The following is a 14,344-nucleotide window of genomic DNA, read 5'->3' as shown; positions in this document are numbered from 1 at the left end:
ATACTGAGCTGATGGCGCTTATCCGACATAAAAAGATTCCATTTGAGTTAAAAATTGGCGATGTTCGATTAAACCTATCGGTTTTGGGAAAAATCCCCAAAACAAGGGGTTCTGCAAAGGCCCCTTATAAACAGTTCAATGAAACGCAATTCTTTGAGTAATTTAGATTAAACCGTTTCACATGGTCCCGCTTTATGATTTGCCATAAAAAAACCGTCCGAGCGCCAACAAGCGATCGGACGGTCAAATAATCAGGATTGAATATATTGAATACTATGAAGTAAAGAGCTTCTTGAAGAAGTCCAGCACGCCCTTTTCTTCATCGTTATTCCCAGTACGGCCTCCACTCAGCTTATCATAACTGGGTTTTGGCAATTCCATATCGTCACTTTTTTGCCTTTTATTGCCCCTGCTGCCACGTTTTTGCTTACTCTTGCTACGACCACGGCTTTTACTTCTATTCTTATTTTTGCTCTTATTCTTCTTGCGCCGTTCCTCAAGCTTTTTCTTCACTTCGTCCGGCAGCGGCAATTCACTTGGGGCCTCACCCAACTCATTTTTCAGCTGATTGATGTCACTTCGGTCCTGCTTGGAAACCAGTGATACAATGCGTCCGGCCTTGCCTTCACCAACCAACCCAGCGCGATATCGATACTCGTCAGGATCATTGGGCACATCATAGTTAATCACCTGCTCAACTTTATCCAGCTGAAGATCTGCGGCTGAGATATCAGCTACGAGCAGGAACTGGACATCGCCGTTGGCGAAGTTGGAAAAACGCTGCGATCGCTTGTCATCAGACAGTTTGCCATGGAGGCTGGTTGCAGAATAATTCCGCTTGCGCAGCACGCGATACAGGCGATCCGTTCCCCTTTTAGAGGCCGTAAAAATGGCACACTTGTCGGTTGGGGTGGAATCGATATGAGCCATTAGGGTAGTAATCTTCATCCGGTTGGGCACCTTGATGTACCCCTGTTTCAGCTGGCTGCTCAATTCCGGCGGTTCTGTCGTAAGTTGGCCGTTGGACCGCACCTTTTCAAAGCCGACGACCTCCGGCTCCTCCATGAAATCATCAACCAGAGATTTTACATCGTCATTGAATTCATCAGCATAACCCAGAACCTGGTAATCGCTAATTAACCTCTTCTTGATATCCTTGAGTTTGGATACGAGGTCAAGCGAAATAAGGTCTTCAATCCTATCCAGAACGAGAAGTTCCAAACCGCGGAAGACAAAACGGTTTTCCTGGAGAATTTCGAGAAGTCGGCCCGGATTAGCAACCAACACTTGTACACCATCACTGATTGCTTTTTCCTGCTCATCCCAATCGCCTTCTATTCCTACCGTAGCACAATCTACCTGTGCATGATATCCCATGGCCCAAAATAGTTCATCAATCTTTTGGGCATCATCGTGATGAGGCGTCAATACCAGAATTTGTGTGCCCTTTTCCTCTTCCGTTTTTGTCAGTTTCTCAAGGGCGGGAACGATAAAAGATCCATATTTTCCCTTCTCGCTCTCTTCTGATTTGACCAGGATATCTTTTCCCTCTAATGCCAGTGGAATTAACGATTCCTGTATCTGAGTTGGTTCTTGGTAGTTCACATCTCGAAGCCCATTCATCAGTTCAGGGCTCAGATTCATCTCATCGAATGTCAAAGTACTCACCTTCTTAGTTTGGTTAACATTTACTCAGTTCAGCCCGCTTCAAAAGCAAACGGGCGATCAGCACGCAAGAATATACAAAACTTATATGCTTTGCTCACATACACTTCCACTTTGATAACGTATTCATTACTTAAAATTGTCATGCAATGAAAAGGAATATCCGACGCCACGCGTGTACTGGTATATCAGCAATACGAGCAGAAACAGACCCAATATTCCCAGTAAGCCTGCCTCAGGTCCAAAACTCCCTCCCGTGAACAGATCCGGACCTGTCTCCTGCACACTCAGCAGTGAACTGCGTACTGCGCGACCACTAACAGGAAATCCAAATATACCCCCCTGGAAAAAGTTCCATGCAGCGTGCAGCCCCACCGAAAGCGCAAGACTTCCCGTAATCAGGTATGGCATCGCCAAGACCAGCCCAGCAAGGATAATATTGACGGTGGATATGGCACTGGCATTGGGATTTCCGGCGTGCAGAATCCCAAAGATAATAGAGGAGCCCAGAATTGCCCAAATAACGGGCATCCTGGAGTTATTGCCTGTGCCTGAAAACCCTTCAAGCATATTGGTAATCTGGTATCCTCGAAACATTAATTCCTCATAAAACCCAACCAGCATCATGCCTGCAAAAAATCCCAGCAGCGGAATCGGGTAGACTACCGACCAGGCCCTCTCCCACCCGTAGCCGGTAAAACTGAGCCAACCCATAATCAGTTGAAGGGAAAAAATGACACCCATTACCACAGCCCCCATAGCAAAACCGACGCCCAGCTCCCGCCACCATTTTTTGTTAACCTTCAGACCCAGTGAAGTGAAGGAGCGATTATCCAAATAACGAACAGCCAACCACGTACTCAGAATGAATGCAAGCGCACTCGGAATTCTTCCCAGCAAAAAGGATGGGCTCGAGGTAACAAAGTTTAGCAGAAGTTGTCCCCCCAAAAGTATTGCCAGCATCAACAAAAATTGCAGCAAAAGACGCCAGCCTGCTCGCAGACGCTGTTCATGGCTATTATAAAAGATATTCATCGGTTGGAAACATTATTTTTTGAATATAAATTGTAGAATTCTAACGTAGGATTTCATCCCAAAAGAATAAAACTTTTTTATGAGTGACCGATTTGTACTGCATGCGTCCAAAGAGAATGTCGAAGAGATTTTCGGAGTTCAAACAAAACGCGATGACTATTTTGAACCGAACTACAACATTGCACCGGGGACCCGTGTACCCGTTATCTACTTTGAAGACGGAGAACGAAAAATCTACGATTTTCAGTGGGGGATGATACCGGAAGGTGCGGACGAGGAAAAAGAAGGGCTCAGTACCCTGAACATTCCGGTTGAATCGCTTGACGATGATCTGTTTGCTGATTCTTTCGAGCTGAGGCGCTGCCTCGTACCCGCCAACGGTTTTTATAAATGGAAATTCAGCGAAAAACAGAGCACTCCTTTCTATATCAGGCTGCTCTCCAATAAGGTGATGGGACTGGCCGCTCTCTACACCGTATGGCAATCAAAAAGCGGGCGTGATGTTTACTCTTTTGCCTTGATAAACACCGTAGCCAACGCCCTGGTGCAACCGGTTGACGATCGTATGCCAGTTATTATCAGGCGGGATGATTATTCGGAATGGCTTGGGGAAGAAGATATTGACTTAACACCGGATTCTGATATTCTGAAACCGCTCGAGCTAACAGAAATGGCGGTCAACCGGGTCACAGAGGATGTCAATGATACCGACAATAACAGACCGGAACTCATTCAGCCGATTCCCAAGTAGCTGGAGGCTGGAGGCTGGAGGCTGGAGGCTGGAGGCTGGAGGCTGGAGGCTGGAGGCGAAATATATTTTCTAGTTTACTGCTGTCAAATCAATTTAGACTTTTATAAAATTTTTCCGGTTTCCGGTCTCCATTCCTCCCTTCTCCGAAGTACCTGTGGTGGAAACGTAATTCGAAGCGCTGCTTCGAAACTCTGCGCAAAGCAGCGCTTCGCGTTACAGATACGCATCACGCATTACTCATTCAAATCAAATATCTTCGACAGTCAGTCAATGGTCACTGTTCACTGACAAACTGTGCCCTGTTCACTCCCCCTCCTTGTAAATGCGCATTGTGGGATATGCGAGTTCAATGTCATCCTCCTTGTCAAAGGCATCGAGTATATCCTCCCAGATCGACTGTCCCAGGCTTCTGCGCCGACGCGGATTGGAGAGGTGACGGACCGTGAGGTTCACGCCGCTGTCTTTCACATCAGTGTAAACGATGGGTGTAAGATAGCGGTAATGAATCATGTAGGATTTACTGGCTCTCCTAACCTGGTTTTCAGCGTCTTTTACCGAATCCTGCAGGTGCTTGTCGGCAATTTGCTGGAGGATCTCCTTCGCTTTTTTCCAATTGCTCTCAAAGGTCACCAGCACTTCAATCTCATTCCAGATAAACTCAAAGTCACTGGTGTAGTTAGCCAGGGATTCAGTAAATATCTTATGATTCGGAATGTGAATAACCCGGCCGGTACTTTGGTCGGCATGCACCCAGTTGCCTATTTCAAGCACTGTAAATTTGAAGACGCGCGTATCCACCACATCGCCCTTGGTATCGCCAATCTGGATGCGGTCTCCCACATCAAAGGGGCGGCGCCACATGATAAAGATCCAGCCCGCAAAATCGGTGACCGGATCGCGCAGCGCAATAGCCAGACCGGCGGAGAGCAAGCCCAGGAATGTGGCTACAGATTGCAGTCCCTCAAACCAGATTCTCCCCACAATAAAAGCCCCAAGGAAAACGATAAAATAGGTCAGATTCTTTCGCCACTTGTACTGAACGGCGGTGTCATCAATATTACGATTGACGATACGGATGGCGATAAACCGAATCAGCCACAGGACAAATATGATGGCGATCGATTCGATAACCTGGATCGTCACATTGGATGAAAGATCTACCGTGGTTGTGAATTGCTCCAGTAGTTCCTGAAAGCTCATAGGCAGTTTGAAATCACGATTAAATTGAACATTAAAAGTACAATAAAATACCGTTTGGCTGAATGCAAAATTTTAACGCGCTTATCCGTTGTGATAGAAAAGGATTTTGCCTATTTTTACGGTTCTGAATAAAGACAACTGATATTATGCTCTATACTTTAATAATTTCTCTTATTGTTATCATAAGCGTGCTGCTGACTATCGTAGTACTGCTGCAACCTGGCCAGGGACAGGGTTTGTCTGGCGGAGGTATTGCCGGCGGAATGGCTGGCGGTGGCGGACTCGGCGCACGACGTGCAGCTGATCTACTCTCGAAATCGACCTCTGTACTTGCCGGTGCACTGCTCGTACTCTCAGTTTTAGCGAATTTTGCTATCGATAATGAAGGTCCCACGGAAAGTGCTGTACAGCAGAGTGGTGTTGAACAACCGGTACAGGATAATATGAACAATCCTTCCCAATCGCCTTCGGCTGTACCACAACTACCGCAAGATCAGGGAGGTAGTTCACAGCAGGGACAAGGTGGTGGAAACAGTGATGCCGGCTCTGGTTCCGAGGATGGCGGTAATTAGCGCACGTTAATTACTGTATTACTTCTAGCTTTTCACAGTTTAGATGACTGAAAGCCCGAATTCATTTTTGGATTCGGGCTTTTTTATGTCCTTAAATAAATAGGTACAGCAAGCAATATTGTGTAATAAGAAGTTTTAAAAGAATTGCTCTTCCAGGTGCCAGGTGCGACGCACTTCAAAAGTGCGTCGCACCTTCCTGCTAAAAGCTACTTCTTCAATGCCGGCAACAGTTTGCTGATAAACAGGTCAAAATCCTCGATATGAGGCAAATGACCTATGTCATTCAGTTCTATGAGCGTAGAGTTCGGGATTTTCTCGGCTGTTTCTTTGCCCAGCCTGGGATAGTTGCCCATGGTAGCAGCTACGGAATCGGGTACTGAACCTGTGCCCAACGCCGTGCGGTCGCGCTGACCGATGATGAGCACCGTTGGCATCTCCAGGTTTTTGAATTCATAGACAACCGGCTGGGTAAACACCATATCGTAGGTCAGGGCCGAATTCCATGCATAGCGCTCCCAATCGGGACTGTCTCTCATGGCCGTCAGCAGGTATACCCATTCGTTATACTTTTCCTCCCACTGGCCGTCAAAATAGCTGCTCATCATGTAGCTTTTCACCCCTTCAAAGGTCCTGCTCAGCGAACTTTGGTACCAGTTCTCGAGCCCGGCGTAGGGCACCTTCGTCTTCCAGTCCTCCAACCCGATCGGGTTCTCCAGGATAAGCTTTTCTACATCGTCCGGATACATCAGGGAAAAGCGGGTGGCCAACATTCCTCCCATGGAGTGGCCGAGCACTGTTACCGTTGAAATGCCCAGCGAATCCACCAGGTTTTGGGTATTCCGGGCCAGTTGATGAAAAGTATAATGGTAATGGGCTGGCTTGGATGACTTCCCGAAGCCGATCTGGTCAGGGACCAGCACATTGTAGCCTTCATCCAGCAAGGCGTTCATCGTCTGCTCCCAATACGCGCCATTGAAGTTCTTGCCGTGAAACATCAGCACGGTGCGGCCATTGGAATTTTCGGCTTGTTCATACATAAACGCCATATCCAGCTGTTGCCCCTGGGTATGGAGCTCATAAAATTCTACCTCATAGGGATACTCGTATCCCTCCAGGTTGATGCCAAGTTCAGGGCGATCTTCTTGCGCTTTAAGTGATGAGGCGACTATTAACACGAAAACGGAGAGCAATAATGGCAACTTCTTCATGATGTTACTGGCTTAATTCACTTTAACATGCTTTCTACACAATGTACAATGAGTCAGTCTTTAACGAAAAAGAGCCCAAAAATATTCATGTCTTTGGAACCGCCATGTTCAGCACTCGTTTCCTGTAAAAGAGGATACCCGTTGCAATAACAATACCTGCACATGCCAGCCCTGCACCTACTAGGTCGGCAGAGGTAAATCCATAGCCAAAAGCGATTGGCAGACCAGCAAAATATGCGCCGGCAGCATTGCCAATATTAAAGGCACTCTGGTTAAGTGATGAGCCCAGCATCTGGCTCTCTTTGGAACTATTAATCATCATAAGCTGGAGCGGGGCGGAAAGACAAAAGGCGATCACGCCGATAACGAATGTCATAACGAGTACCCCGACTTTATCATGGGCTAAAAATGTATTTGTCACCAGGGCCGTTGCCATAAAGACAAGGGCGAACATCGTAGCATAGAGGGGAGTGAGTTTCTCCGTCATCTTGGCTCCAACGAAGTTACCGATCGTCATGCCGATACCTGCCAGGATCATCGCATAGGAGACAATGCTTTGGTTGTGGCCAGCCACCTCGGTGATAAGCGGGGCGATATAGCTGTACCAGGCAAAAAATCCGCCGGTACCGATGGTGGTAAGAGCAAATACAAGCCACAACTGCGGGCGCTTAAATACCTTCATATCCTGCATAAGTCCTTTTGAAGAAGATGGCTCCAGCTCCGGCATCCAGTGAAGAATAGCTATAAATGTGAGGACACCCACAACCCCGACGAACAGGAATGCCATCCCCCAGCTGTAATTTTGCCCCAGCCAGGTTCCCATCGGCACGCCGATTACGTTGGCCACAGTCAGCCCTGTAAACATGTTGGCTATCCCCTGGGCTTCCTTGCCGGGCTTCGACAACTTTCCCGCTACGACCGCCCCAATACCGAAGAACGCTCCATGAGGCAATCCAGATAAAAAACGTAGGATGAGCATGGAGTTATAGCTGTTGGCAAAGGACGAGGCCGTATTGAAGATAATGAACCAGCCCATCAGCGCCATCAGTACATTGTGAGCGGGCCATTTGCTGCCCGAGGCGGTCAGCAGCGGAGCGCCCACGACCACACCAAGGGCATACGCTGAAATGAAGTGCCCGGCTTGTGGAATCGTAATCTTAAGATCGGCGGCGACCTCGGGTAGAATACCCATGATGACAAACTCTGTCATCCCAATGCCAAACCCGCCCATGGCTAGTGATAGAAATGCTTTTTTCACAAAAACCGAACGTTAATAATCAGGAATTGCAACTTGCTATGAGTTGAGGCTAAAGAAACGAAAAATTGACAACTCTTTTCTATGGTATAGCGACTAATTTAATGCTTGGGTTACTGAAGGAATACAAGCGTTAGCATCACGGACACAGCGTTCAACTCAAGCTATGTAACCGGCGGTTAGCGCCAAGCGTTCCGCACCAGAGGTACGGAACGAGATGGTGTGGCCAGGTGCGACGCACTTCCAAAGTGCGTCGCACCTTGGGAAATCACTTACCGATACAGTAAGTAAAGAAGTATATGTAAAGTGTTTAATATCAAAGACTTATAGCAATTAATACTTTGAAAAAGTGTTAATTTAGCAACAAAAAGCACTATTAATTATAGTGCTGCGAATACAATTATTCTTGTATACAGCTCTTAATTATTTGCGGCTATAACTAGAATTATTGTGATTATTACTATAGCAAATGCTATTAAAATCGCTATGATATCTGAATCATTATTACTATTTGAGTTGGATTGATTTTTCTTTTCTAGTGAATCACTTAATTCTGTATCTAAAATAATAATTGGTTTTCCAGCTTTTATATAAGTATGATTTTCCACACAAATTTCATTTAAATAACCTCTACAACCAGCTTTTAATTCTATGTCATCTACCTCTGCTATTTTATCATAGGGGTTAATAACTTTACCGTTTGTCCCAATAACCCATTGGTTAAATTCTCCTGAAACAGGTGACTTTAATATTAATTTATCACCTATATCTTCTTTGATTAAATTCTGAATTGACTTTTCTCCATTGGGTTTTTGCTTATGATTATCCTTTTGATATTCAAGTTCGAATAATTGATTTTCATCATTAATAGTTGCTTTTAAATATACCCTAGTACCGCTTTTCAGTTGGCCTGCCTTTTGTTTGGATACATTAAAGCTAGCTTCTACCTTAGCTTTTGGAAATATTTCACCAGATGAAAAATAACCTTTATGCCATTGGTCAAAACTAAATTGCTGGTTATTTGAATTAATAATCTTGACATCAATAATTGAGACTTCAATAATTTTTTTTGTCAAATTTTCAATTGTAATATAAATCCAATTATAAGAGGCATTTCCTTTTGTAGCCCCACCTTGTTCTATTCTATCTAAGCTTATGTTTAGTGTCTCTTGAGATAAATCACTCTGTTTTACCTTGTTGAAATAATTGTAGTAATCTTTTCCTTCAAAAAAGTGTTTTGAAATCTCTTCTGATAATTTATTCCAATTCCATAGTTCAATATTTGCCCTATTAGCTATTTCCTTTGCAGATCTTGTATAAGAGGAAGTAGTAATAACTAATCCTTTATTGCCATTGTAATATTCAATAGCACCTATACAGTCATTTATATATTTATTTCCAACCCTATTACCTTTATTATATCTCTTTACCTGACAAATTATTTTTCCCTGTGAAGGACTATATGCAATTACATCAGCACCAAAATCTCCACTGGCTTTTGTTAATTCAGCTTTGGCATACTTTTCCTGTAATAAGAATTTAATTAAGCCCTCAAAATCTATGGGAGAGAGATTCTGGAATCTTTCTGGATAATAGGACTCTAGTATATCTACAATATTATTTTTGCTGAGTTCATTACCCATCTTTTTGGCGGCATCCTATTTTTATTGTTTTATCCTATTTTAAACCTCGATACTCGAATTATGTAAATAAATTTGGTTAAATAGAAAATCCTTCTTTAAAGGTGCTTAATGAAAAACAAGTTTCCCTAAATTCAATAATTTTATTTATTTAATGTGATTAAGGGATGTCATTATAAGTCTTACCAAATTTGGGGTTACATCATGAAGATAGAGGAGTCTGTTGAATATATGAGCAAGATGTATCTTGAGAGAATTATCAAAAGTTTTACTCAGGATTATCCATCTAACAGGGATGAAGAGGAATATAGAGAGATAGTAAAATCAAATGCTGATACCCTATCAGATTCAGAAAATATTAGCAATAGAATAGAAAAGTATATTGCTGATAATTATAACGACCCCTATGCAAATAAACTGTTATATAATTTTATTATCAGATCAATCCTATCTAAGCCTAATTTTTACAGTACTGAGGAGGAAATAAGGAGTGCTGTTATTAACAGGGAGAATGAAATTGTAGAGCTTTCTAAAAACTCAGACAGCTTTAGGCACATAGATGATGATACAGTAAACACATTTTCAGTTGTTTTAAAAACAGCTCTAGAAGATGAGAGAATTAGTAATGATGAGTTAGCTCTGATTACCAGGTTAAGAAAGAATTTATCTATTACTGAAAAGGATCAGTACTTAATCCAGGCTAAAATAGGCTTATTCCCAACTGAAAAGAAAGAAGTACATAGCAACACTGAAATTTCTAGGGGAATCAATGATTTACAAAAAGCTGGTATCATATTCTATTGCAATAATTATGATGATGGAGAGGCAAGAATATGTGTTATTCCAGATGAAATAGTTTCAGGCGTTAAATCATTTTTGGGTATAGAATTAATTGAAGATAAATACCAAAGATTGCTCCAGCAGTTACAGAATAAACAACTCAAAGAGATTCTAAAGAGCAGTAACCTATATATCTATGGCACTAAAGATGAGCTAATTGAAAGAATTATCCATGCAGATATTAAACCCAGTGAGGCTCTAGAATGTCTCACAACTACTGAACTCAGTGATATATGCTCTAAGATACCTAGTTTAAATGTAAGTGGCAGGAAGGATGAAAAGATTCAAAGGTTGATAGACTATTACTCCAAACTGGTCATCAAGGAATATTCAGAGGAAGATACAGGCCAAAAATATTATGAGTATTTAGAAGAGTTAGCCAAAAGAGATATTGATAGTCTGCTTGCAAATAATATTGTGAAAGATCATGATTTTATAGATAACGCTTTTGAGGAAGGCACTAGATATCTTTTTAAGAACAAGCTGAATATTCCATTAATTGAGTTTTCAGGAAATGAACATGCAGATGGAGGAGTTATTTTTGAAAAGGATAAATCTATTCTGCTATGGGATAATAAGAGCAAAAAAAATGGAGGAGCATATAAATTTCCAGATAGTCATCTAAAGCAATTTAAAAGGTATATCAGAAATGAAAGAGAGAATGGCAGAAGAGTAAACACATTTCTTATTGTAACAGCAGAAATTGATCCAGTTGCAAGAAATAATGCTATCAAATTGAAAGCTGAATCAGGAGTTGATACCGATATTGCAATAATAACAGCTGAAAATTTAAAACTAGTTGCAGAGAATTGGGACAAATACTCTTCTAAGGAGCATTTTAACCTTCATGTTTTTAATTCTACAGAAATTCTTGATTGGGAAACCCTAAGGGACAGGATGAACTTATTTGGCTAAAATTTTTTATTCATGATGTAAACGATGAAACCAACAAGGGGAAACTACTTCACTTACCGATACAGAACCTCGAAAAGATACTATCCAGAACATCTTCGTTGGTGATTTCACCGGTGATGGTACCCAGCTCCTTCAAAGCCGCTCGCAGATCGATAGATAGGAAATCACCCGTCATTCCCTGCTCGAGTGCCCGAATGGCACTTTTGACATCTTCCTGCGCCTTCAGCAGGGCCTCCCGGTGCCGACTCGAGGTCACCAGCAGGCTCGAGGTGTCGTAATCCTTGTTTTCCAGGGCCCGCTGCTTCATAAGCTTTTTGAGTTCCTCAATCCGTTCTCCCTCCAGCGCCGAAATCTTCAGATCGTATTCCATGCGCTCGTCAGCTACTTCTCGGGCGATATCATTTTTGGTACCAATCAGGATGAAGGGGGTATCTCCCGCTTTTTTCTGGAACTGTCCGATCTCTCTGCGCTCCTCCTGCGACAGCTCCCTGGAGAGATCCTTCAGGTAGACCACCAGATCGGCTTCAGAAAACGCTTTTTGGGAGCGCTTGACGCCCTCCGCTTCCACAGTGTCATCCGTATCCCGGAGTCCGGCGGTGTCAGTGAGGGTGAACAGGAGGCCGTCGTAGCTCCAGTCTACATCGATGGTGTCGCGGGTGGTGCCGGCGATGTCGGTGACAATGGCGCGATCTTTCCCCACCAATGTATTCAGCAATGTCGACTTCCCCGCGTTGGGCTGGCCAATAAAAACCGTTCGAACGCCGTGCTTCACCAGCCGGCCGGTTTCGTAGGTGGCCAGCAGGCTGTAAATCTCCTCATCGAGCTCTTCCAGTAGCTCCTTGAGCTGCTCTTTGTTGGCAAACTCCACATCTTCCTCAATAAAATCGAGCTCCAGCTCCACCATGGCAGTGGCATCGATAATCTGCTGGCGAAACTGCTTGATGTGCTCACCCAGCCGCCCCTCCAGCTGCTGGTGGGCGGCGTCCATCGCTTTCTGGCTTTTGGCGTGAATCAGGTCGGCTACGGCCTCAGCCTGGCTGAGCTCCATCTTCCCGTTGAGGAAAGCCCGCTGGGTGAACTCCCCGGGTTCCGCTGAACGGATGCCCAGCGCCAGCACCGCCTCGAGCACGGCCTGCGTTACGAGTACGCCCCCGTGGCAGGAGATCTCAACGGTTTCTTCTCCCGTGTAAGATCGTGGACTGTGAAATAGAGTCGCCAGCACTTCATCTACAACCTGATCATTCTTATCCAGGATCTTGCCAAAATTTACCGTATGGCTCTCCTTCTTTGTTAGATCCACACCCTTGAACGCCTCGTTTACCCGGGCGATCGCATTCTTCCCAGAGACCCGAATTACCGCAATACCGCCCTCCCCGATCGGCGTGGCGATGGCTGCGATCGGTTCTTTTTGCGTTATTTCTCGCTTCTCAGTGGTTGCTTCTGGTTGTTTGGTCTGTTGTGCCATAGCTCAAAATATAACGTGTTTGGAACGTCTAGTCAGGGCTATTTATTAATTATTACCTGGCAATATTGTGTAAGAAACTTCATCGAAAATTGACCGAAATTATTCTCAGTTATGAAAGTTCGCACACTATTACCGCTCTTTTCTGTTCTTTTAATGTTACCATTTACAACAACCCGGGCACAACCAAATTTTGTCCCCGATCGGCCGGGTCTGGGTGATGGCTCGTACATCCTGCAACCCAAAATCACATACCTTGAATCCGGTTTTGAGTACTTTGAAGGCGGGGCGGTTGACCAGTTTAGCCTGGGGCAGGTTCTTTTCCGTCACGGCTTGGTCCCCGGCGTTGAAATGCGGGTACAGGTCAATTCTTTTATCATAGAGACACGTCCCCTTGATAACGAAACAGGCGTTCCCGATCCGGGCCTGGGACTCAAATTTGATCTCCTGGACCAGCAGGATTCGTGCTTTCAATTGTCTGGCATGGGCTCGGTTTCTGTTCCCGCCGGTTATTCCCCATTTACCGATGACCGATGGCATCCCTCGGCAAAACTGATTGCGGATTATGATCTCACCGAAGGGTGCTGCTGGACTTTCAACTCCAACCTTGGCTACACGCTGGGACCCGGGGAAACTTCCATCACCACTATCACTTTTACCCCCGGGTTTGCGATACCCGAAACCAATTACGGGGGATACTTCGGATATGCAGGATTTCTAAAGGAGCAAAACAGCGAACATTTTGTGGAGGCGGGTTTGACTCGCATGGTCGACCACGCTCTCCAACTCGACATTAATACCGGCTATGATCTAAATAACGGCAACTCTTTTGTCGGTCTTGGGCTGGCAGTCCGGTTTTGATGAAACTATTTCTTGCTGTTGTGCTCAATACTCGTAATTTATGCGCCTTATTTGAGTACTGAATTTCACGAATATTATGGAACAAGAAGTAGTATTGATTGATTGTCCCGATGAGAAGGGATTGGTTCACAAAATTACAGGGGTCCTGTACGATCACGGGCTCAACATCATTAGCAACCAGGAGTTTGTGGATGCTGCCACCGATCACTTCTTCATGCGCACCGCATTTGAAGGGACGGACAACTCCGGGCAGATTAAACAGGATCTGCGAGATGCTCTACCCACCTCCGCCAACATTCGCCTGACACACAAGGGAAATCGCAAGGTAGTGATGATGGCTACCAAGGAGCCCCACTGTATGGGTGACCTTCTACTCAGGCATAAATATGGAGAGCTTTCAGCCGACATACAGGCGGTAATAAGCAACCATGAAACGCTCCGCTCCCTGGCCGAATCGTTCAATATCCCTTTTCATTATATCAGTCACGAGGGGATGAGCAGGGAAAAGCACGAACAGGAGGTCTCCGAGATTATAGAGGGATACGCTCCGGACTATCTGGTGCTCGCAAAATATATGCGCATCTTTACCCCGGAGTTTATAGAAAATTATACCGACCGGATTGTGAATATCCATCACTCTTTTTTGCCGGCGTTTGCGGGAGCAAGCCCCTACCGGCAGGCGTTTGAACGGGGAGTCAAAATCATTGGAGCTACAGCCCACTTCGTGACGGAAGATCTGGATGAAGGACCAATTATCGCCCAGGACACGATACCGGTTAACCATACTCACACAGCGGGAGAGATGGCACAGGCCGGTCGCGATGTGGAAAAAGTAGTGCTGGCAAAAGCTCTAAAACTGGTTCTTGAGGAGCGTGTTTTTATCCACAATAACCGGACGATTGTTTTTGAATAGGTTTACGCCTTTTGGGTAATTATTACA

The 14,344-nt window shown here is 44.6% G+C and carries 12 protein-coding genes; 5 read left to right on the top strand and 7 right to left on the bottom strand.

Annotated features, from left to right (window positions below):
- Positions 1–273: 273 nt before the first annotated feature.
- Entirely contained in the window at positions 274–1,668 is a 1,395-nt protein-coding gene (locus tag NC796_RS24745; protein ID WP_310688504.1) for a DEAD/DEAH box helicase, read from the bottom strand.
- Between the two features lie 126 nt (positions 1,669–1,794).
- On the bottom strand, positions 1,795–2,700 hold the full coding sequence (locus NC796_RS24740; protein ID WP_310688503.1) for a type II CAAX endopeptidase family protein: 906 nt from the start codon (positions 2,698–2,700) through the stop codon (positions 1,795–1,797).
- A gap of 79 nt (positions 2,701–2,779) precedes the next feature.
- Here NC796_RS24740 and NC796_RS24735 point away from each other — a divergent pair, with 79 nt between their 5' ends.
- Positions 2,780–3,451, top strand: coding sequence for an SOS response-associated peptidase (locus NC796_RS24735; protein WP_310688502.1), 672 nt, complete (start codon positions 2,780–2,782; stop codon positions 3,449–3,451).
- A gap of 303 nt (positions 3,452–3,754) precedes the next feature.
- On the opposite strand, the gene NC796_RS24730 is transcribed toward NC796_RS24735, so the two are convergent.
- Positions 3,755–4,651: a mechanosensitive ion channel family protein gene (locus tag NC796_RS24730; protein ID WP_310688501.1), complete on the bottom strand. Its 897-nt coding sequence runs from the start codon at positions 4,649–4,651 to the stop codon at positions 3,755–3,757.
- Positions 4,652–4,797: 146 nt separating this feature from the next.
- Here NC796_RS24730 and secG point away from each other — a divergent pair, with 146 nt between their 5' ends.
- Complete coding sequence (secG, locus tag NC796_RS24725) at positions 4,798–5,223, top strand: preprotein translocase subunit SecG (protein WP_310688500.1); 426 nt, start codon at positions 4,798–4,800, stop codon at positions 5,221–5,223.
- 206 nt (positions 5,224–5,429) lie between these two features.
- On the opposite strand, the gene NC796_RS24720 is transcribed toward secG, so the two are convergent.
- The 3 genes from NC796_RS24720 to NC796_RS24710 form a co-directional block, all read right to left on the bottom strand.
- Complete coding sequence (locus NC796_RS24720) at positions 5,430–6,431, bottom strand: alpha/beta hydrolase (RefSeq protein ID WP_310688499.1); 1,002 nt, start codon at positions 6,429–6,431, stop codon at positions 5,430–5,432.
- Positions 6,432–6,516: 85 nt separating this feature from the next.
- Positions 6,517–7,689: an MFS transporter gene (locus tag NC796_RS24715; protein WP_310688498.1), complete on the bottom strand. Its 1,173-nt coding sequence runs from the start codon at positions 7,687–7,689 to the stop codon at positions 6,517–6,519.
- Positions 7,690–8,105: 416 nt separating this feature from the next.
- Complete coding sequence (locus NC796_RS24710) at positions 8,106–9,329, bottom strand: restriction endonuclease (protein ID WP_310688497.1); 1,224 nt, start codon at positions 9,327–9,329, stop codon at positions 8,106–8,108.
- A gap of 201 nt (positions 9,330–9,530) precedes the next feature.
- On the opposite strand from NC796_RS24710, the gene NC796_RS24705 reads away from it, so the two are divergent.
- The gene (locus tag NC796_RS24705; protein ID WP_310688496.1) at positions 9,531–11,081 is read left to right on the top strand and encodes a hypothetical protein; all 1,551 of its coding nucleotides are present in this window, start codon (positions 9,531–9,533) and stop codon (positions 11,079–11,081) included.
- Between the two features lie 49 nt (positions 11,082–11,130).
- Here the strand turns inward: NC796_RS24705 and mnmE are convergent, their stop codons facing one another.
- Complete coding sequence (mnmE, locus tag NC796_RS24700; protein WP_310688495.1) at positions 11,131–12,546, bottom strand: tRNA uridine-5-carboxymethylaminomethyl(34) synthesis GTPase MnmE; 1,416 nt, start codon at positions 12,544–12,546, stop codon at positions 11,131–11,133.
- A 111-nt stretch (positions 12,547–12,657) separates the two neighbouring features.
- Between mnmE and NC796_RS24695 the strand changes: the two genes are divergently transcribed.
- A complete protein-coding gene (locus NC796_RS24695) occupies positions 12,658–13,404 on the top strand; it encodes a transporter (protein WP_310688494.1) in 747 nt (248 codons plus the stop codon).
- 76 nt (positions 13,405–13,480) lie between these two features.
- Complete coding sequence (purU, locus tag NC796_RS24690) at positions 13,481–14,317, top strand: formyltetrahydrofolate deformylase (protein ID WP_310688493.1); 837 nt, start codon at positions 13,481–13,483, stop codon at positions 14,315–14,317.
- The last annotated feature ends 27 nt before the right edge of the window (positions 14,318–14,344 follow it).

This window comes from Aliifodinibius sp. S!AR15-10, assembly GCF_031569985.1.
Taxonomy (GTDB): Bacteria; Bacteroidota; Rhodothermia; order Balneolales; family Balneolaceae; genus JAMQKA01.
The sequence above is the reverse complement of the archived record's forward strand: the minus strand, read 5'-3'. Positions and strand labels throughout refer to the sequence as shown.

Bases quoted from the DNA above. Each gene is read 5' to 3' on its own strand.
- NC796_RS24740 (WP_310688503.1), bottom strand. From the start codon at position 2,700: ATGAATATCTTTTATAATAGCCATGAACAGCGTCTGCGAGCAGGCTGG.
- NC796_RS24735 (WP_310688502.1), top strand. From the start codon at position 2,780: ATGAGTGACCGATTTGTACTGCATGCGTCCAAAGAGAATGTCGAAGAG.
- NC796_RS24730 (WP_310688501.1), bottom strand. From the start codon at position 4,651: ATGAGCTTTCAGGAACTACTGGAGCAATTCACAACCACGGTAGATCTT.
- secG (WP_310688500.1), top strand. From the start codon at position 4,798: ATGCTCTATACTTTAATAATTTCTCTTATTGTTATCATAAGCGTGCTG.
- NC796_RS24720 (WP_310688499.1), bottom strand. From the start codon at position 6,431: ATGAAGAAGTTGCCATTATTGCTCTCCGTTTTCGTGTTAATAGTCGCC.
- NC796_RS24710 (WP_310688497.1), bottom strand. From the start codon at position 9,329: ATGGGTAATGAACTCAGCAAAAATAATATTGTAGATATACTAGAGTCC.
- NC796_RS24705 (WP_310688496.1), top strand. From the start codon at position 9,531: ATGAAGATAGAGGAGTCTGTTGAATATATGAGCAAGATGTATCTTGAG.
- mnmE (WP_310688495.1), bottom strand. From the start codon at position 12,546: ATGGCACAACAGACCAAACAACCAGAAGCAACCACTGAGAAGCGAGAA.
- NC796_RS24695 (WP_310688494.1), top strand. From the start codon at position 12,658: ATGAAAGTTCGCACACTATTACCGCTCTTTTCTGTTCTTTTAATGTTA.
- purU (WP_310688493.1), top strand. From the start codon at position 13,481: ATGGAACAAGAAGTAGTATTGATTGATTGTCCCGATGAGAAGGGATTG.